The sequence below is a fragment of the Cellulosilyticum ruminicola JCM 14822 genome (assembly GCF_001311925.1).
Taxonomy (GTDB): Bacteria; Bacillota; Clostridia; order Lachnospirales; family Cellulosilyticaceae; genus Cellulosilyticum; species Cellulosilyticum ruminicola.
Genome location: NZ_BBCG01000007.1, coordinates 67,009 through 85,235, shown reverse-complemented (window position 1 = coordinate 85,235; position 18,227 = coordinate 67,009). Strand labels below are relative to the sequence as shown.

Genomic DNA, 18,227 nt, shown 5'->3' with positions numbered 1-18,227 from the left:
TTTATTAGATGAATTTATTTAATTTCACAAGGGCCATTTCCAATAGAAGCAATATAGAATGTTACATCATATCCAATGACTTCTTTATATTTAGCGCCTACATTTGCCATAAAGTTATCTACATTTTCAGTTTTTACAATAGCAATCGCACAGCCGCCGAAACCAGCTCCAGTCATACGTGCCCCTAATGTGCCTTCTTCAGCGAGAGCAGCTTCTACAAGCGTATCAAGTTCTTTGCCTGTTACTTCATAATCATCTCTAAGAGAAGCATGAGAACCATTTAAGAGCTTTCCGAAAGTTACAAGGTCATTATTTTCAAGTGCTTTTGTCGCAGCAATTACACGTAAATTTTCAGAAATAGCATGCTTTGTACGTTTATAAAGGATAGGATCAGTAATAACCTTATCAAGTTTCTCGAGTTCTTTTTCACCTAAATCACAAATTGCACTAATTTGTGGATAAGTTTGTTTAAGAATAGTAAGCGATTGTGTACATTCATTAAAACGTTCATTATATTTAGAGTCTGCAAGTTCGCGACGTTTATTAGTATTCATAATGACGATTTGATAACCATCCAATACAAATGGAATATGTTCAAATTCTTGTGTGCCACAATTTAAGAGAAGGGCACTATTTTTTTTGCCAAGTGCAATAGCGAATTGATCCATAATACCGCTGCTTACACCCATATATTCATTTTCAACTTTTTTACCTAAAAGAGCCATTTCAGTTGGCTTAAGGTCTAAATCATACATCATACTAAAGAGTTTACTTACTAAGATTTCTAAAGAAGCAGAAGATGAAAGTCCTGAACCATTTGGAATATTACCATATATAAGGATATTTAATCCGTGAGGAATTTCATGACCTGATTCTAAAAGGAATTTTAAAACAGCTTTTAAGTAATTTGTCCAATTATCTTCTTTACGGTATTCAAGGTCATTTATAGAAATATTTATAATACCAAGTTCTTTAAAGTTTTCAGAGTAAACAGCGAAATTCTCATCTTCACGAATGCTTACAAGTGCATATGTACCTAAGGTAATGGCACAAGGAAATACAAGGCCCCCATTGTAATCAATATGTTCACCAATAAGATTTACACGCCCTGGAGCAAAAAATGTATGTGCAGCTGATTCACCAAATAATACTTTAAATTGATTTTGCAGTTCTAATACGTTCATAAAATCCTCCTAAAAGTAAATAAATATATGGGTAAAACTTTTCTTAGTTTTATTATAAAATTTTAGTAAAATAAATCAATAGTTTTTAGTAAAATAAAATTTAAAAAGTTGCGATAAAATATTTGACATATTATAATAAAACTATAATAAAGCATAGAGACATGCTTTACTAAAAGGAGTGGGAAGATGGCAACTATTAAGGAAGTAGCAGCTCAAGCGGGTGTTTCGATAGCAACTGTTTCTAGAGTCCTTAATTTTGATGAGAGTTTAAATGTAGCAGAAGCCACGAAAAAACGTATTTTTGAAACGGCAGAGGCTTTGCAATATGTGCCCAATAGCAAACGTAAGGCAAAAGAAAGGCCTATAACTATAGGAATTGCCCAGTGGTATACAGAAGAAGAAGAGTTAAGAGACCCTTATTATTTAGCAATACGTATTGCAGTAGAAAAACTATGTGATAAAGAAAAAATTGAGTTTAGACGTATTACATCAAACTATGAGAATAACATGCAAGATAAAAATTTTGATGGTGTTATTGCAATTGGAAAGTTTGGTGGTAAGGAAGTTTCTTATTTAAAAAGTTTATGTAGAGAAATTATTTTCGTGGACTTTTCACCAGAAGAAGAAGTATATGACAGTGTTCTTACAGATTATAAAAGAGGCACATTAAAAGCTCTAAGATATTTATATGATTTAGGACATCGGGCTATAGGCTATATTGGTGGTGAAGAATACATTAGTGGCCAAGAAAAATGCATAGAGGATGAAAGAGAATATGCTTATTTAGAATTCCTAAAAGAAAAAGATTTAGAAGAAAATCATTTTATATTAAAGGGTGAATTTAAACCAGAAGCAGGTTATGCATTAATGAAAGAAGCCTTAGCAAAAGTAGATTATCCGACAGCATTTTTTGTAGCAAGTGATCCGATGGCTATAGGTGCTTATAAAGCAGTTCATGAAAAGGGGTTAGTCGTTGGGAAAGACATAAGTATTATTGGCTTTGACGATATATATACAGCACAGTTTTTAACACCAGCTTTAACAACTGTTAAAGTTTATACAGAATTTATGGCAGAAACCGCTTTTGAAACCTTAAAAGAACGCTTAAATAGTGGGCGAAAAATCTCTAAAAAAATATTAGTTCCAACTGAATTTATTATAAGAGAAAGTTGTGGTCAAATAGAATAAACTTTGTTATAGTGTAATTGTAAGAAAATTATAAAATACTAGGAAAAAGGGGATTGGGAGATGAAGATTCAAGAAAGTAAAGTGACTTTTAAATCTGGAAGAGTAATTACAAAATATGCCTTAACAAACAACAATGGCATGCAAGTTGAATTAATCAGTTTAGGTGCGACGCTTACAAAAATCATTGTACCAGATGCAGCAGGCAATTTTGAAAATGTTATTCTTGACTGGCAGGATCTTGAAGTTTATGAAAGTCATCCTGGGTATTTTGGAGCTGTTCCTGGACGTACAGCAGGACGTATTTGGAATGGACAAGTTACAATAAATAATGAAACATATTATTTCTATAAAAATAATAATGGGAATACATTACATGGTGGTAAAGTAAGTTTTGCACATAGAAACTTTGATTGTCAAGCAGTCATTGATCAAGAAGGTGCGAAATTAGTTTGTAGTTATTTAAGTCCTGATGGAGAAGAAGGTTATCCAGGAAATTTACAAGTTAAAGTGACTTACATACTTAAAGAGGACAATAGTCTTACAATTGATTATGAAGCTACAACAGATAAAGATACAATTGTAAACCTTACAAATCATGCATACTTCAACTTATCAGGAGATGCAAAACGTTCTGTTTTAGAACAAGAAGTATATCTTAATAGTGATGAAATCTTTGCAACAGATGAAAATCTTATTCCAAAAGGAACAATGATTTCAGTAGATGATATGCCTGAATTTGATTTTAGAGTGCCTAAAACAATAGGACAAGATATCAATTCAAATAATGAAGTTTTAAGATATGGTAATGGTTATGACCATGTATATAAATTAAAAGACAAAGGCGTAGCAGCTAAACTTTTTGATTCGATTTCAGGACGTTGTATGACAGTCACAACAGATGCCCCTTGTGTTGTTGTTTATACAATGAACGGCGCAGATAGTTCATTAATGCATTCAAATGGCAAAAGCAGCAAACCAAACTATGGTGTTTGTTTTGAAACACAAAGACCAGCTATTGGTTATGAGGAAGTATTTAAAGACTTAGTATTACTTAAAAAAGATGATGTTTATACTCAAACAACAACATTTAAATTCGGTATACTGTAATTTAATAAATTTGTAACAATAAATATATATATCTAAAAAAAGACTAAAAGTTGTCCGACTTTTAGTCTTTTTTGTGCAAAATAAATTGCTAAATCTTGACAATAGCTTAAAATATATTTATAATGATTTTGTAACAATTAGTTAATAATATAAAATAACTTAGTAATAAATAAAAGCAATTATGTAATAACGCTGATGAAAATAAGAAAATATAAAATAACATTATAAATAGACAGTGTAATCGCAGACAATGGAGGTTAGTTATGAAATTTAATAAATTGGTGGCAATAGGAATTTTAATGGCAACGATGGTAGGAAATGTGCAAGCTGAAGTAGTTAATTCAGCAAGCGTTGTAGCAGAAATAGAGGGAACATTTACAGTAACTACAGATGAAGAAACGAAATTAAGAGAGACAGCAAGTCCAACAGGAGATATTATTAAATTCTTAAATAAAGATGTAACAGTTCAAGTTTTAGAGAAGTATGGTGACTTTTATAAAGTAGCAGCTAGTGGAGTACAAGGATACATATATAAAACACAGTTAGATACAACTGAGTTACAAGCGGTTAAAGAAGCGGTAATTGTTAAAGAAAAAGTAGCAAATGCATCAAAGGGAGAAGCAATTGTAGCACTTGCTAAGAAATACATTGGTGGAAAATATGTTTATGGTGGAACTAATTTAGAAACAGGTGTAGATTGTTCAGGCTTTACGCAACAAATTATGAAGAAAAACGGTATTACAATTGAAAGAACATCACGTAGCCAATATGCTGCAAATGGTGTAAAGGTAAGTGTATCAAACATTAAACTAGGGGACTTGGTGTTTTATGGGAAAAATGGTGTCACTGTAGATCACGTAGCTATTTATGCAGGTGATAATAAAATTGTTCATGCAAGTGATTCTAAATCAGGCATTAAAATGAGCAATTTGTACTATGGAAAACCAATTATTGGTGTTAAAAGAGTAATAAATTAAATACAAAGGGGTAACAGTTGACACAAGTTTAAACATATATTATAATATTTTTGTAATAAATGATTTAAATTTGTGCAAAAGTTAAAATATAAATAGTTCATCTATAAGGGGGAAAACAAGTGAAGAATGTTAAATCGATAAGCGTATTACTTGCAACATTACTTATGACATCTGTTTCAGTATTCGGGGCAGAAATATCAGCGCAAGGCACTGTTAATGCAACTGTTAGAGCATACAATTCAGCTCAAGAATTAAAAGAAACATGTTATATCTATGAAGGTGAAACATTTAAAATTGTAGAGGACCTTGATGGCTATTATGGTATTTTAATAGATGATAAAGAAGTGGTATATATTGAAAAAGAATACATATCAGTAGAAAAAGAAGTTGTGAAAGAAGAGCCAAAAGCAGAAGTAACAACTGAGAAAAAAGCACCTGTTAAAGCTAAAACTACTAAAGTAGAAGTTAAAAAATCAAAAGGTCAAGAAATTGTAACATATGCTAAAAAATTCATCGGAACACCTTATGTATACGGTGGAAATAGTTTGACATCTGGTGTAGATTGTTCAGGGTTTACGCAACAAGTTTTTCGTAACTTCAATGTTAAATTAGAGAGACGTTCTAGAGATCAATACGCAAGTAATGGTGTAGCTGTTAAAAAGTCAGATTTAAAACCAGGAGATTTAGTGTTCTATGGTTATAGCAATGTAACACATGTAGCAATTTATATTGGAAATGAACAAATTATTCACGCATCAACCCCGGGACAAACAGTTTCTATTGCACCAGTATGGCAAAGAGGCGATGCACCAATTATGGGATATAGACGTGTGATATAGATAAGATAAAAATGGTATTGCAAATAAAAGCAATACCATTTTTTACCATTATTTATAAGTGTTTTAGTATTTTTAACCATGCATGGAAAGGTAAATTTATCAACATAATAAGAGTATTAGAGTAAAACAAGGGGTGTAAAGATGACAAAGGTGCGTGCAGGCTATGCTTGTAGCAATTTATCTTTAGAAAATAATTTTAAAACTTTCCGTCTTAAGACTGTAGAAGATAAAGATGAGGAAAAAATTACGGAAGTCATATGTATTATCAAGTCCTAAAGTTGATGTAGTAGCACGTTCTATAGAATAAGTTCAAACACAAGCTAGCTGGATTAAGCGGGTAGGTGGACAAAATGTGGTGCTTCATATGGGGGCATTTATGGGGATAAGGAAGGAGCTGTGAAAAGATTAGAAAGTAATTTGCAATATGTAGATTGTAAACGGCTTTATATGGAAAATGATGCTAAATCTTATCATACACAAGATATTGTCTCACTTTGTGAAAAGTGCGGATTAAAGTGGGTATATGACTTTCACCATGATAGATGTCATCCAAGTTCTAATGGAACAGATGAAGTAAGGAAGCTTATTATGGCTTATCCACCAGATAAATATTATTTATCAACAGGGACACATAACATTAATTCAAGGCCTCATGCAGATTATATTAGTGCCTAGGATTATGGGACTTTTGTAGCGTTCTTGGAAAGTTGAAAAATCGCTGAAGCAGATGTGATTTTTGAAGCTAAAAAATTTGGCCATTCATGAAATAGTAACCTCTTTAGAGAATGGTTATTGGCAGTTTAAGGAGTAGAAAAAATGAGACAGATTAAGCAAATATTTAAAGTAATATGTTTAGTAGTATTATGTATAAGTTTTGTAGGAGAGGGGATGTCACTTAAAGCTTCGCAGCCGAATAAAAAGTTACTTCCTATATACTGCGTCGATACACAAGGTGAAAAAAAGTTGCTTTAACTTTTGATGCTGCATGGGGAGCAGATGATACAGATCAAATTATTGAAATACTAGGTAAGTATAATGTAAAGGCTACGTTTTTTATGGTAGGAGATTGGGCTAAGAAATATCCAGAGGCAGTGAAGAAATTCCAAGAAGCTGGCCACGATATTGCTAATCATTCCAATAAACATCCCCATGTATGCCAAATGAATAAAGAAGCGATTAAAAAGGATTTATTAGAAGCACATGCAACATTGAAAGAGCTTACGGGAACGCAGCCCTATCTTTATCGTCCACCTTATGGAGAATATAACAATACAGTATTAGAAGCTGCTAAAGAATGTGGTTATTATACAATACAGTGGGATGTAGATTCATTAGATTGGAAAGAGTATGGTCTTGAACCACTTATAAATAAAGTATTAAATCATAAGAATTTACGTCCTGGGACAATTATTCTCATGCATAATGATACTAAATATACTGCAGCAGCTCTAGAAAGTATTGTAAAAGGAATTATAGATAAGGGATATACCTTTGTACCTGTATCAGAACTTATTTACAAAGATATGAATTGTAAAATAGATCATGAGGGAAGACAATTAGCGCCTGTATCTCAGGCAGCTGATACAAATACGCAGCAAGTAAATTAAGTTATTTGGAATATAAAAAGAGAGTGTCGTGAAAATTTTACGACACTCTCTTAATCTAAAATAAGATTAGGAAACTTTATAAGTGTTTTCTAATTGTTTTTCAAACAAGGGATTGAGTAATAAATCAAGTTGCATGCTTAGTTGTAGTACTTCTGGGGAGAGTAGGTTATAAGCATTTTTTGTATAGTGAAATTTAAGGTTTTCTTGAGATGAATAATTTGATTTTGGGTAGGAATACTCATTGAATCGGCCTCTCTTTAAGAAAAAATGTGACTAGGATGTAAGTACCTGACTAATACTATAATATGTGAAAATATAAAAGATGTGACTAATATTTGAGAAACATAAAATGATAGTGCACATTAAATACATTAAGTTCAAGTTAAAGGAGTACATCAAATGATGATTATAGGCGTAGATAATACATTTCATTTAGGAAGCGAAACGATTGCTTTATTAAAGCGAGTAGCAGATAAAAATCAAATCGCATATATACATCTTAAGGTATTAGAAAGCAAAGTATATAAAAGTATGATGCTTAAGCAAAACATTGATGTAATCCAAAAAAATGAAAAATTTAAGTTGTGTATTATTGAATTTACTAAGAAAACTTTAAAAAAGTCTTAAAGCCATTCAATTTGACAGTATTGTATTTTTTGATGAAAAGATAGGGGATAGGAAATGTTATAATCATCATACCTACTTTATGAAGAATAAGCTGCAAAAGATTTGTGAGATTAAAAACTTTATTATACCAGACACTATAAGAGGCCAATTAAATAAAGATATAAGTTATGGCTGGAGTAAACAGGCCCATATTTCACTTACAAGTAGTGAAGAAGAAATAGAAGGGATATTAGAAGTACAATGTATTTTACAACATCCAACTGTTGCTATAAGTGGGGACTTTACTACACCTAGCGAGTTTGGAATTAATGGGAGGGCAAGATATCCAGAACAAATTTTAGCTACTGTAGCTATGCTCCTATTATATGGATTTAAATTTTACAAAACAAAATATAATCTGGAATAAAACTCCTTATCTTTGAATAAGATGTAAAAGACATACGATTAAATTAAGCACACAAAGCCAGAGGATAGGATAAGGAGTGGTTAGGAATGATAGAGCACATGTTAGAAAACAATAAGGTACTACTTATAGGAAAAGTAGTTAGTGAAACTAAATTTAGTCATAAAGTATATGGAGAAGGTTTTTATACTTTTGACTTAGAGGTACCTAGGCTAAGTGAATCAGCAGATATTTTACCTGTTACAATTTCAGAAAGACTTTTGCCAGCTATTGGTGGTAACATACTTGGAAAAGTATTAGAAATTGAAGGTCAGTTTAGATCTTATAACCAATATGAAGAAGGCAAAAATAGATTAATCTTAACGATTTTTATATTTGAAGTAAAAGAAGTAGGGCTAAGTGAACTGAGCAAGAATAAAAATGAAATTACACTCAATGGTTTTGTATGTAAGGCACCTATTTACAGGACAACACCATTTGGTAGGGAGATTACAGATTTACTTCTTGCTGTAAATAGATCTTATCATAAATCTGATTATATTCCTTGTATCACTTGGGGCAGGAATGCTAGGTTTGCCCAGAATCTTGTAACAGGTGATCATATTCAAATAAGTGGACGTATTCAAAGCCGTACTTATCAAAAGAAATTAGAAACAGGGGAAGTAGAAGTAAAAACAGCTTATGAAGTATCTATTAGTAAGATGGAACAAGTAGAAGAAAATAATGAAATGAAAAAAGAAGAAACAGTAGAAATAAAAGAGACAAATGAATAATACATAATATTAAAAAAGCCGTCAAATAGTAAAATGAACCCTATAGAGTAGGCATTAATAAAAAGTCTACCCTATAGGGCATTTTGTGTATAATAATTAAACATCAACCATTAAGGACGGAGACACATAAATGAGTAATAAGATTTTTACAGCTACTGAAATTGAAATATTATCAATGAATCCACATGTAAAGAAAGTTAGTTCAAAAGGAATAACTTATACCGATAAATCATAAGCGTTAACTTATAAATAAAATTTTTCAGTAATAAATTCAATGAAAATGGGAAAACTCTATAGTCTAATACTACTCAGATTAGGAGTTTTCCCGTGCATATCGCAAGATTAGTATCTAGACTTTTTAAACTTTTTATACCATCTTTTATAGAAAAAGTTGCAAAATTAACTGGTTTTATGAAACGTCATTCTAAACTTCTACCTGAGATATTTGCAAAAGCAATGTCTTTAGGACTTTTAGATTCAAAGAATATCACCGAAGAAGTGATTGATGAAAAATGTGCTGTTATTCAAAATGGTGTATCCTTAAGTAAACAAGCTATTTCTAAAAGACTCAATGAATGTATACCTTTTTTACTAGAACTTCTTTTTAAGGTTCTAAAAAGCACCCTTTCCCTAGATAAAATGCATGTAGGTAAAACTAAATATGTAGAAGCAATTCTTTATGGGAAACTTCTAGGAGCATTACTTACAATGACACTTTATGATAGTGTAGATCAAAGCATACTTAAGAGTCATGGGAGAGGCGTCAGTATGCAAAGATTTTATACATTACTGCTTGTAGACTTATATCAATTCTATACACTAAAAAGAATCACACTACATACTTACGAGACGTTTTCTAACTTAGTTCAAAGAATAGGAAAGTTGGCTTTGCATGAAAAAACGTTTAAGACAAACTAACTATTCTAAAATAGAAGGTTATTTAGAACAACTTATTGTTACTGGAACAACTTAGTCTTAAGTTAACGACTATGGGATACATTTTATAGTGTGACGGCTTTTTAATATTTTAGAAAAATTGTACATTTCAAAGTCAGTTGTGATATAATGAATTAAATAAGGTAATATACAAAAAATATAAAAATGCAAAATAAAGGATTGTTGAAATGAATGATACTACAAATAGAAGAGTATCCGTTGATTATGTAATTATGAGGCAAAGCCGAAAAACAGCTGCTATTAAAGTAGAGAAAGACTTAAAGGTAGTTGTTAAAGTGCCATTATTTATGAAAGACAGTGAAGTACAAGACTTTATATTGAAATATGAGGATTGGGTTAAGGAAACTCTAAATAAAAAGCAAAGTATTAAAAAAAATAATGACTGGATACTTAATAAAAAAATAATGTATTTGGGAGAATATAAGGAGATTGATATTCAAGTTGTGCCTTATGCTAAGGAATTAATTATTTTAAAAAATCAAGGAATTAAGGTGATTACTTCAGGGGATGAAAAACTCATGCGTAAAGCATGGAAGATTTTTTGAAAATCCGTAGTAAAAAGATTTTCTTAAATCTTACAGAAAAATATGCTCAGTTAGTTGGGGTAAAGTTTAATAAAATTACTATACGTAAGCAAGAGACGAGATGGGGAAGCTGCTCTCAAAATGGGAATATATCATATAATGTAAAGCTTATGTGTGCACCTATGGAAATTATTGAATATGTCATTTTACATGAAGTGATGCATTTGAGACACTTTAATCATAGTACAGCGTTTTGGGAGAATATTAAAATGATTATGCCTGATTATAAAAAGCGTATGGACTATTTAAAACAATTTGGACACAATTTTATAATATAGATAGGAGCTACTATAAAACTTTTATTTAATATAAAAGGAGGAAGAATGATGGAGAAAGGGCTTGTAGAAGTCTATTATGGTACAGGAAAAGGCAAGACAACAGCATCGATTGGGCTGGGGATTCGTGCATTAGGAAATAATTATAAGGTTATTATGGTGCAATTTTTAAAGAATACAGATACAAGTGAATGTAGGATGCTTAAAAAATTTAGAGCCACAATTTAAAGTTTTTAACTTTGAAAAAAATAGAGGATTTACATGGGAATTAAGTGAAGAAGAAAAAATAGAGCTTACTAGTGAAGTGCAAAATGCATTAAAGTTTGCAAGTAAGGTTATGGATACAGGAGAATGTGATGTTCTGATTTTAGATGAGATTTTAAATGCTGTACATTTAGGGTTTTTAGAAGAAGTATGCTTTGTGAGTTTATTGATAATAAGCCTGATGAGGTAGAGCTTGTACTTACAGGACGCATCTTAACAGAAGAAATAGCCAAACGCGCGGATTATATTAGTAATGTTGATGCAATTAAGCATCCTATGGAAAAAGGGATAGCAGCCAGAGTTGGCATAGAATATTAAAATAAAAACCTTAGTAAAATGGGCAGGAGAACCTAGTTTACTAAGGTTTTTTACATCTATAAAATTTTATAGATAAGAGGAGTATTACACGAATAAAGTTATACTAAGTGATTATTATAAGACTACGTCATTTGCTTGATAGGGGAGACAAAATACGTATCTTATAATAATCTCAAGATGGAAAAAAGATTTACGTTCCTAATTTTCTTTCTAAGCCACTTGATAATGATATATTAAAGGTGCTTTGTGATAACTATGTGAATAATTGGTGGTTAAAATTTGAAATTTAGTGTGTGCTATTTAATAAGTCAGACATGTTATAGAGTCCACTTGTCATAGAAGCTAAGAATTTAGCTGCTTTAAGGGCACCTACAGCAAATACTTCCTTAGAAGTTGCTTGATGTGTAAGAGAAATAAATTCATCATTACCAGCAAATAAAATCTCATGTTCGCCTACGATTGTACCGCCACGTACAGCGTGGATACCAATTTCTTTTTGTGGGCGTTTTTCACGTACTGTGCTACGGTCATAGCGATAAGAATATTTTTCATCTAAGCTATCATTGATGGCATCGGCAATTGCAAGGGCAGTACCACTTGGTGCATCGATTTTTTGGTTGTGATGTTTTTCAATGATTTCAATATCGAAACCACTATCTCCTAAAACTTCTGTAGCACGTTTGGCAAGGGCAATTAAGAGGTTTACCCCAAGAGACATGTTAGCAGAGAAGAAGATAGGAAGGTTTTTACTAGCTTCATGAATAAGATTAATATCTTCTTCTGATAAGCCAGTTGTACATACTACTACAGGTTTATTGTGTTTACTTGCAAACTCAATAAGCGGGCGTACAGCTACAGCAGTAGAAAAGTCAATGATTACATCATATTCTGTAGTGCAAGCGTCTAAGCTCTCATAAGTAGGGAATGGGTTAGAGATACCTAAGTAAGGGTCTACACCTGCTACAAGTTCTAATCCTGCGTGAGCTTTAATAATACGAGCGATTGTTTGGCCGATTTTACCGTTACAGCCATGCATTAATACTTTTGTCATGTTATAAGTCCTTTCAAATGTCAATTTCTAGAGTTTATTGTATTATAAATAAATGGATTTGTATACCACCCAAAATTTCTAAATGAAAATGTAGGCCTTATGTATAAAATAGGGGGTATTGTTACATACTTAAATAGGTATATTTAATCTATGAAATGAGGAAAAACCATGAGAGCGAATGAAGTCAAAAATAAAGAAAAGTTATTTGATGCCTTATCACTATCTGAAAAGATGAAGTTAGAAATTGCTGAAGAACTAGGTCTTTTAGAAAAAGTACAAGAAGGTGGCTGGAAAGCACTATCAGCCAAAGAGACAGGTCGTATTGGCGGGCTTATGACTAAGAAAAAACGTGAGCTTAAAGCAAAACAGGAAGAACAATAGAAATAAAAAGGTGCCATGAAATAATTTATCATCTCATGGTACCTTTTTATTTCTAAGCTAAAGGTGTTCTTTCGAAAAAGAATTATTATTTTTAATGACTACTTTTAATGTGTTAATACGGTTGTTAGAAGTTGCATCTACGATAAATTTGATGTTTTTATAAGTGATTTCTTCACCTTCTGTAGGAAAACGGTCAAACAGACCGATTACGAAACCACCGATTGAATCAAAATCTTCAGAAGAAATATCAAGATGTAAAAGTTCATTAATATCTGTAAGGCGTGTAGCACCTTCGATGAGATATTCATTTTCACTTACTTTTTGAATATCATCTTTTGCTTCATCATATTCATCATCAATCTCGCCAACAATTTCTTCAATAAGGTCTTCCATAGTGATAAGCCCGGCTGTACCGGCGTATTCATCAAGAACGATACACATTCCGACTTTATGGGTACGCATTTCTTTGAAGAGTTCATCATTTCTTTTGAACTCATGAACGAAATAAGGATCTCTTAAAAATTCATCAATATGAAATTCATTTTGCTCAAAATCATAAAGTAATAAATCTTTGATATGTAAGATACCAATGATATTATCAATTGATTCCTCATAAACAGGCATTCTTGAGCATGGATCCGCTTTATATAAAGATAGGATTTCTTCATAAGTTGCATTACGATTAATAGTAATCATATCTGTACGAGGCACCATAATATCTTTAGCTGATGTAGAACCAAAGTCGAATACGTTGTAAATCATCTGTTTTTCTTCAGCAAGAAGCACACCTTCTTCATGACTAACATTTACAATGGTTTTAAGCTCATCTGGTGTAATAAAAGGTTTTGTTGCATTAGGATCTACACCGAAGAGGCGTAACATACTATTTGTAATAAACATTAATACACGTACGATAGAGCTAAAAATAGTAACGACCATAGAAATAGGTCCAGCTACGAATAGTGCCATTTTCTCTGTGTTTTGTGTGGATAAAGATTTTGGCGTAATCTCCCCAAAAATAAGTACTAAAATCGTCATAATTCCAGTAGCAAGGCCCACGCCGCCACTTTTAAAGAATCTAGTGGCAAGTACTGTTGCTAGAGAAGAGGCACCAATGTTAACAAGGTTATTACCTACTAAAATAGCACCAAGTAATTTAGTAGGGTCTTCTATTAATTTTTCTAGTCTTTTAGCACCTTTTACATTTTGTTCTACTAGATGACGAACTTCTATTTTACCAATGGCCATAAGAGCTGTTTCAGATGCTGAGAAAAAGCCTGAAGCGATTAGTAAAATGATTAAAATAATGATTTGTACCGATGTTGCAGGGTCCAACTTATAATCACTCTCCTATAAATTAATATACTTGAACTTATCATGAACAGATGAATATGTCATGAAAAGGTCTAGATATTTTTAGTTTGATATATTTGCTAAGAACTATTCATAATACATCTATTTATTAGATAAATACATAATATAGTTAACTGTCATGATACTATAGCAACCTATTTTGGTAAAAAAATAAAAAATTTCCAATATTATTTTTTATCTTTTAAAGTGCATACTAGATAAAGTGAGATAAAATATGTATAATAAATTGTTAGACATAACTAGCTAGCGAGGTGTAAAAGTGGAAGCTTATAATGAATTTGCAAGAGTATATGACACATTCATGGAAGATACGCCCTATGAAAAATGGGTAAATTTCATTAACGAATGTATGAAGAAATATAATATCACACCTAATATTGTATGTGATTTAGGCTGTGGTACTGGAAAAATGACAACAATGTTTGCTAAACAAGGCATTGACATGATTGGGATTGACAACTCAGAAGAAATGCTTATGGTTGCAAGAGAAAATGCATATGATGATGAATTAAATATTCTTTATCTTATGCAAGATATGTCTCAGTTTGAACTTTATGGGACAGTAGACCTTATTTATAGTGCATGTGATTGTATGAACTATTTATTAGATGAAAAAGATGTTTTAAGCACTTTAAAATGGGTTAACAATTACTTAGAACCAGAAGGACTTCTGGTGTTTGATATTAATACACCTTATAAATATAGAGAAGTATTAGGAAATCGTGTATTTGCACAGCAAGAAGCATCATCAGCATATATTTGGGAAAACTACTATGATGAAGAAAAAGGCATCAATGAATATGAAGTAAGTTTCTTTATTCAAGATGAAGAAGATGGTAGATATGACCGCGCTGTAGAAACACATTATCAAAGAGCTTATAGTGTAGAACGTATGATAGAGCTTATTAAAGAAGCAGGACTTGAATTTATTGGAGCATATGATGAATATAGTTTTGATCCAGTACGTGAAGATAGTCAAAGAGTAACCTTTGTTGCAAGAGAACAAGGGAAAAGAAAGGAAGTAAAATAATGAAACAAAATAATGATTACATGATCAGAGGAATTGATAAAGAAGGTAACTTCAGATTTTTCGGTGCAAACACAAAAACATTAGTAGATACAGCTTGTGAAAGTCATCAAACATCTCCGGTTGTATCAGCAGCACTTGGTAGAACATTAACTGGTGTAGCGATGATGGGACATATGTTAAAAAATGATCGTGATAGAGTATGTATCATCATTAAAGGTGATGGACCTATTGGCGGTATCGTTGTAGAAGCTAGTGGAGCTGGCAAAGTAAAAGGTTATGCATATAATCCACATATTGATCTTCCGCTTAATGAATTTGGGAAACTTGATGTAGCAAAAGCTGTAGGAAATGCTGGAATGACGGTAATTAAAGACCTTGGTCTTAAAGAACCATATTCAGGACAAGTTCCAATGCTTTCAGGTGAGATTGCAGAGGATATGAGTTTCTACTTTGCAGTATCTGAACAAACAAATTCAGTAGTTATGCTTGGTGTTCTTGTGGATGTAGACTGTTCAATTAAACAAGCTGGTGGTATCATCATTCAAGTACTACCTAATGCAAAAGATGGAGCAATCACAGCGCTTGAGAACAAAATTAAAGAGTTCAAATCTCTTACAGAACGTCTTGAAAAAGGTCAATCTATTGAGTATGTATTAGAACAATTACTTGGTGAAATTGATATTATGGATCGTAGTGAAGTAGCATTTGAATGTGATTGTTCAAAAGAACGTATGGAAAAAGCACTTATCACAGTAGGTAAAAAAGACTTACTTGAAATGGCTGAAGAAGATGGACAAGCTGAAATCGTATGTCCATTCTGTAGCAGTAAATATTTATTCTCAAAAGAAGAGCTTGAAGAACTTGCTGAATATGCATCAAAAAAATAAATAGACATTAAGAAATGGGGTTCTGCATTAAACAGGACCTCATTTTTTGTACATGTGAGAAAAGTTTTTTTGATACCATTTCTATAAAAAGAATGCAAGGTGTCAAGCCTAACGTTATATACTAATAGTAGAGAATTACACTGTTGAGGTAATAACATGTGCCGTTATACTCTCTATACTATAAATTACAAGGAGGAGATAATAGCCAAAATCAAGGAGACCGAATATCATGAAGATTTAAGAGGCAAGCTTGATGTTAAAAAGCTAGAATCTATCTGGCAATTAGATTATGAGATTGAGGAGAGTAGAGAATATTGTAATGAGATTGTGGCGCATGTTATAAGCGATGTGATTCAGAAGCAAGCTATTTATAAGGTGTGCCATAAAGCATTGAAAGCAAGAGAAGATATTGATGCTATTGACAAGAAAGAAATTACAGAAACTTTTATGACAGAAAATTATTTATCAAAGCAAGAAGGATTTTCCTCTATTACGTATTATTTGATTTATATGCCTATATTATTAGAGGTGCGTAAGGATACTTCTTTTAATGTAGATGGTTGGCTACAATTTCGTATTAAGAAATATAAGATTCTTTTAAATGATTTATTGGAGCAGTTTATAGCTGATTTTGAAATGAAGAAAGATGTTGTAACCTTTATTAGGTTGATGCGAGATATAAGCATGCTCAGTGTACCACTTGAAGAAGTTTTACATCTTATTTACAACCAAGAAGGAAGTCCTCAGCTTTTTAATAAAGATATGAAAAATGTCACAGGATATTATATTAAAAAATATTGTAAAGAATTAGTTTTAGATAGTACTTTGCATGAAGAGGATTGGATGCTCCATATCCTCATTACTGTTGTCCCTAAAAAACTTGTTATTCATAAAAAAGAAAGGGCTAGGCAAAAGAAATTCCTTAAAACTTTAGAGATTATCTTTGATGAAAGTATTGAGTATTGCAATGGATGTGATTACTGTAATGAAAAAAATAAGTAAAATGTATTTAAGGCGTTGACAGTAGATAAGAATGAAAATTTAATAATATTAAATTTTGTAATTTTAAGAAAACTATAATGAGAAAAGTAATTTGTAAGTACTTTTTCAGAGAGAAGATAGAATGGTGGGAGTATTTTTAAAGGCTACAAATGAAGACCGCCTCGGAGTGATTGTAAACCAATCCGGTATTATACCGTTATCATAATAATAAGTGGTAAAGAATATATTTCTTTGCAACAAGGGTGGAACTGCGGGTATAACTCTCGTCCCTTTTAAATAAGCAGTTATTTAAGGGATGAGAGTTTTTTGATGCAAATTTTTAAATTACTACTTTGATTTTGAACGATTATCTTATAAAGTAGAACATATTGAAGATTTACCAGAAGGTGAAACAATTTCATTCTACAAACAAGGTGAATTTACAGATTTTTGTGCAGAACCACACCTTATGAGTACTAAACCGGTAGAAGCATTTAAAATCATGTCTGTAGCAGGTGCTTATTGGAGAGGTAATGAAAAAAATAAAATATTACAACGTTTATATGTTACAGCTTTCCCTAAAAAGCGCAGCTTCAAGAGCATCTTGATAAAATCGAAGGAGCTAAGAAAAGAGACCACCGTAAACTTGGAAAAGAACTTGAATTTTTTGCTTTACTTGATGAGGGGCTAGGATTCCCATTCTTCTTACCAAAAGGTATGATTCTTAAAAATACACCTATTGATTATTAGAGAGAAATTTACAAAAAAAGCTAGTTATCAAGAAATTTCTATACCTAGTATTTTAAATAAAGAATTATGGTTTAGAAGTAGTCGCTGGAATCATTATCGTGAAAATATGTATACTACTATCATTGATGAAGAAGATTATGCAGTTAAACCTATGAAATGTCTTGGTGGTATGCTTGTATATAAAACAAAAATGCGTTCATAAAAAGATTTACCACTTAGAATGGGTGAATTAGGGCTTGTACATCGTCATGAACTTTCTGGTGCATTACATGGTTTAATGTGTGTAAGAAACTTTATACAAGATGATGCCCATATCTTTGAAAGTCATTTATAATATTATTATGAATGCTATTGCTCATACCCCTAAAAAGGGAAAAATAGAAGGCAAAAAAGTAGGTATACAAAATGAAGGGCAACCTTTATCTAAAGAAATGTTAAAAAATATTTGACAGAGTTTCTATAAAAACAAAAATATGGTAAATCTTTCTGGTGAAGGAACTGGACTTGGACTTGCTATTGTGAAACAAATTTTAGAACTGCATAAATGGCAATATGGAGTGTTAAATACAGAGGAAGGGGTAAGTTTTTTGTTTGAATGTAAGGTATAAATTTCCTAATAGTATAATATAATATATATTGACATATACCTATAGATTAGCTAGAATAATGT

22 protein-coding genes, 4 pseudogenes and 1 other annotated feature are annotated in these 18,227 nt (G+C 31.7%); of the genes and pseudogenes, 22 read left to right on the top strand and 4 right to left on the bottom strand.

Annotated features, from left to right (window positions below):
• Window positions 1-14: 14 nt before the first annotated feature.
• Window positions 15-1,184 (bottom strand): galactokinase, encoded by a 1,170-nt coding sequence (locus JCM14822_RS04095; protein ID WP_054739927.1) that lies wholly within the window; start codon window positions 1,182-1,184, stop codon window positions 15-17.
• Window positions 1,185-1,370: 186 nt separating this feature from the next.
• Between JCM14822_RS04095 and JCM14822_RS04090 the strand changes: the two genes are divergently transcribed.
• The 8 genes and pseudogenes from JCM14822_RS04090 (at window position 1,371) to JCM14822_RS04065 (ending at window position 6,902) form a co-directional block, all read left to right on the top strand.
• Window positions 1,371-2,372, top strand: a complete 1,002-nt coding sequence (locus JCM14822_RS04090) for a LacI family DNA-binding transcriptional regulator (RefSeq protein WP_054739925.1) — start codon at window positions 1,371-1,373, stop codon at window positions 2,370-2,372.
• A 60-nt stretch (window positions 2,373-2,432) separates the two neighbouring features.
• The gene (locus JCM14822_RS04085) at window positions 2,433-3,479 is read left to right on the top strand and encodes an aldose epimerase family protein (protein WP_054739923.1); all 1,047 of its coding nucleotides are present in this window, start codon (window positions 2,433-2,435) and stop codon (window positions 3,477-3,479) included.
• 263 nt (window positions 3,480-3,742) lie between these two features.
• Window positions 3,743-4,456: an NlpC/P60 family protein gene (locus JCM14822_RS04080; RefSeq protein ID WP_054739921.1), complete on the top strand. Its 714-nt coding sequence runs from the start codon at window positions 3,743-3,745 to the stop codon at window positions 4,454-4,456.
• A gap of 119 nt (window positions 4,457-4,575) precedes the next feature.
• Window positions 4,576-5,295, top strand: coding sequence for a C40 family peptidase (locus JCM14822_RS04075; protein WP_054739919.1), 720 nt, complete (start codon window positions 4,576-4,578; stop codon window positions 5,293-5,295).
• A gap of 141 nt (window positions 5,296-5,436) precedes the next feature.
• On the top strand, window positions 5,437-5,571 hold the full coding sequence (locus tag JCM14822_RS22440; protein WP_278287171.1) for a hypothetical protein: 135 nt from the start codon (window positions 5,437-5,439) through the stop codon (window positions 5,569-5,571).
• Window positions 5,572-5,658: 87 nt separating this feature from the next.
• Window positions 5,659-5,970 (top strand): annotated as a pseudogene (locus JCM14822_RS04070) (hypothetical protein); the annotation flags it as partial.
• A gap of 141 nt (window positions 5,971-6,111) precedes the next feature.
• Window positions 6,112-6,267 (top strand): hypothetical protein, encoded by a 156-nt coding sequence (locus tag JCM14822_RS19960; RefSeq protein WP_157047618.1) that lies wholly within the window; start codon window positions 6,112-6,114, stop codon window positions 6,265-6,267.
• A gap of 38 nt (window positions 6,268-6,305) precedes the next feature.
• On the top strand, window positions 6,306-6,902 hold the full coding sequence (locus tag JCM14822_RS04065) for a polysaccharide deacetylase family protein (RefSeq protein WP_306307284.1): 597 nt from the start codon (window positions 6,306-6,308) through the stop codon (window positions 6,900-6,902).
• Window positions 6,903-6,968: 66 nt separating this feature from the next.
• Here the strand turns inward: JCM14822_RS04065 and JCM14822_RS24805 are convergent.
• Window positions 6,969-7,073 (bottom strand): annotated as a pseudogene (locus JCM14822_RS24805) (Spo0E family sporulation regulatory protein-aspartic acid phosphatase); the annotation flags it as partial.
• A gap of 228 nt (window positions 7,074-7,301) precedes the next feature.
• On the opposite strand from JCM14822_RS24805, the gene JCM14822_RS04060 reads away from it, so the two are divergent.
• The 8 genes and pseudogenes from JCM14822_RS04060 to JCM14822_RS24800 all read left to right on the top strand — a co-directional run bounded on the left by JCM14822_RS04060 (window position 7,302) and on the right by JCM14822_RS24800 (window position 11,103).
• Window positions 7,302-7,529 carry a hypothetical protein gene (locus tag JCM14822_RS04060; RefSeq protein ID WP_054739914.1) on the top strand — a complete coding sequence of 76 codons (228 nt, stop codon included), beginning with the start codon at window positions 7,302-7,304 and terminating at the stop codon, window positions 7,527-7,529.
• A gap of 79 nt (window positions 7,530-7,608) precedes the next feature.
• Complete coding sequence (locus JCM14822_RS04055) at window positions 7,609-7,935, top strand: hypothetical protein (protein ID WP_054739912.1); 327 nt, start codon at window positions 7,609-7,611, stop codon at window positions 7,933-7,935.
• Window positions 7,936-8,021: 86 nt separating this feature from the next.
• A complete protein-coding gene (locus tag JCM14822_RS04050) occupies window positions 8,022-8,705 on the top strand; it encodes a single-stranded DNA-binding protein (RefSeq protein ID WP_054739910.1) in 684 nt (227 codons plus the stop codon).
• A 327-nt stretch (window positions 8,706-9,032) separates the two neighbouring features.
• Window positions 9,033-9,623 carry a hypothetical protein gene (locus JCM14822_RS04045; RefSeq protein ID WP_054739908.1) on the top strand — a complete coding sequence of 197 codons (591 nt, stop codon included), beginning with the start codon at window positions 9,033-9,035 and terminating at the stop codon, window positions 9,621-9,623.
• A 206-nt stretch (window positions 9,624-9,829) separates the two neighbouring features.
• The gene (locus tag JCM14822_RS22435) at window positions 9,830-10,207 is read left to right on the top strand and encodes a YgjP-like metallopeptidase domain-containing protein (protein ID WP_054739906.1); all 378 of its coding nucleotides are present in this window, start codon (window positions 9,830-9,832) and stop codon (window positions 10,205-10,207) included.
• Window positions 10,204-10,524, top strand: coding sequence for a M48 metallopeptidase family protein (locus JCM14822_RS22430; RefSeq protein ID WP_172674761.1), 321 nt, complete (start codon window positions 10,204-10,206; stop codon window positions 10,522-10,524). The genes JCM14822_RS22435 and JCM14822_RS22430 overlap by 4 nt, the downstream gene beginning before the upstream one ends.
• Before the next feature lie 48 nt (window positions 10,525-10,572).
• Window positions 10,573-10,749: a cob(I)yrinic acid a,c-diamide adenosyltransferase gene (locus JCM14822_RS21505; protein WP_242861390.1), complete on the top strand. Its 177-nt coding sequence runs from the start codon at window positions 10,573-10,575 to the stop codon at window positions 10,747-10,749.
• Window positions 10,709-11,103: pseudogene (locus tag JCM14822_RS24800) on the top strand (cob(I)yrinic acid a,c-diamide adenosyltransferase). The gene JCM14822_RS21505 and the pseudogene JCM14822_RS24800 overlap by 41 nt, the downstream one beginning before the upstream one ends.
• A gap of 286 nt (window positions 11,104-11,389) precedes the next feature.
• On the opposite strand, the gene dapB reads toward JCM14822_RS24800, so the two are convergent.
• Entirely contained in the window at window positions 11,390-12,154 is a 765-nt protein-coding gene (gene dapB / locus JCM14822_RS04025; RefSeq protein ID WP_054739902.1) for a 4-hydroxy-tetrahydrodipicolinate reductase, read from the bottom strand.
• Window positions 12,155-12,322: 168 nt separating this feature from the next.
• On the opposite strand from dapB, the gene JCM14822_RS04020 reads away from it, so the two are divergent.
• The gene (locus JCM14822_RS04020) at window positions 12,323-12,535 is read left to right on the top strand and encodes a small, acid-soluble spore protein, alpha/beta type (protein ID WP_054739900.1); all 213 of its coding nucleotides are present in this window, start codon (window positions 12,323-12,325) and stop codon (window positions 12,533-12,535) included.
• Between the two features lie 57 nt (window positions 12,536-12,592).
• Here the strand turns inward: JCM14822_RS04020 and JCM14822_RS04015 are convergent, their stop codons facing one another.
• On the bottom strand, window positions 12,593-13,870 hold the full coding sequence (locus JCM14822_RS04015; RefSeq protein ID WP_054739898.1) for an HlyC/CorC family transporter: 1,278 nt from the start codon (window positions 13,868-13,870) through the stop codon (window positions 12,593-12,595).
• Between the two features lie 298 nt (window positions 13,871-14,168).
• Between JCM14822_RS04015 and JCM14822_RS04010 the strand changes: the two genes are divergently transcribed.
• From JCM14822_RS04010 to JCM14822_RS22425, 5 genes and pseudogenes are all read left to right on the top strand, one after another.
• The gene (locus JCM14822_RS04010) at window positions 14,169-14,939 is read left to right on the top strand and encodes a class I SAM-dependent DNA methyltransferase (protein WP_054739896.1); all 771 of its coding nucleotides are present in this window, start codon (window positions 14,169-14,171) and stop codon (window positions 14,937-14,939) included.
• On the top strand, window positions 14,939-15,826 hold the full coding sequence (hslO, locus tag JCM14822_RS04005; protein ID WP_054739894.1) for an Hsp33 family molecular chaperone HslO: 888 nt from the start codon (window positions 14,939-14,941) through the stop codon (window positions 15,824-15,826). The genes JCM14822_RS04010 and hslO overlap by 1 nt, the downstream gene beginning before the upstream one ends.
• 156 nt (window positions 15,827-15,982) lie before the next feature.
• Entirely contained in the window at window positions 15,983-16,828 is an 846-nt protein-coding gene (ytxC, locus tag JCM14822_RS04000) for a sporulation protein YtxC (RefSeq protein ID WP_054739892.1), read from the top strand.
• 65 nt (window positions 16,829-16,893) lie between these two features.
• Window positions 16,894-17,102, top strand: a binding site (T-box leader).
• 78 nt (window positions 17,103-17,180) lie between these two features.
• Window positions 17,181-17,876 (top strand): annotated as a pseudogene (locus tag JCM14822_RS24400) (aminoacyl--tRNA ligase-related protein); the annotation flags it as partial.
• Window positions 17,877-18,030: 154 nt separating this feature from the next.
• Window positions 18,031-18,165, top strand: a complete 135-nt coding sequence (locus JCM14822_RS22425) for a hypothetical protein (protein ID WP_278287170.1) — start codon at window positions 18,031-18,033, stop codon at window positions 18,163-18,165.
• Window positions 18,166-18,227: the final 62 nt, after the last annotated feature.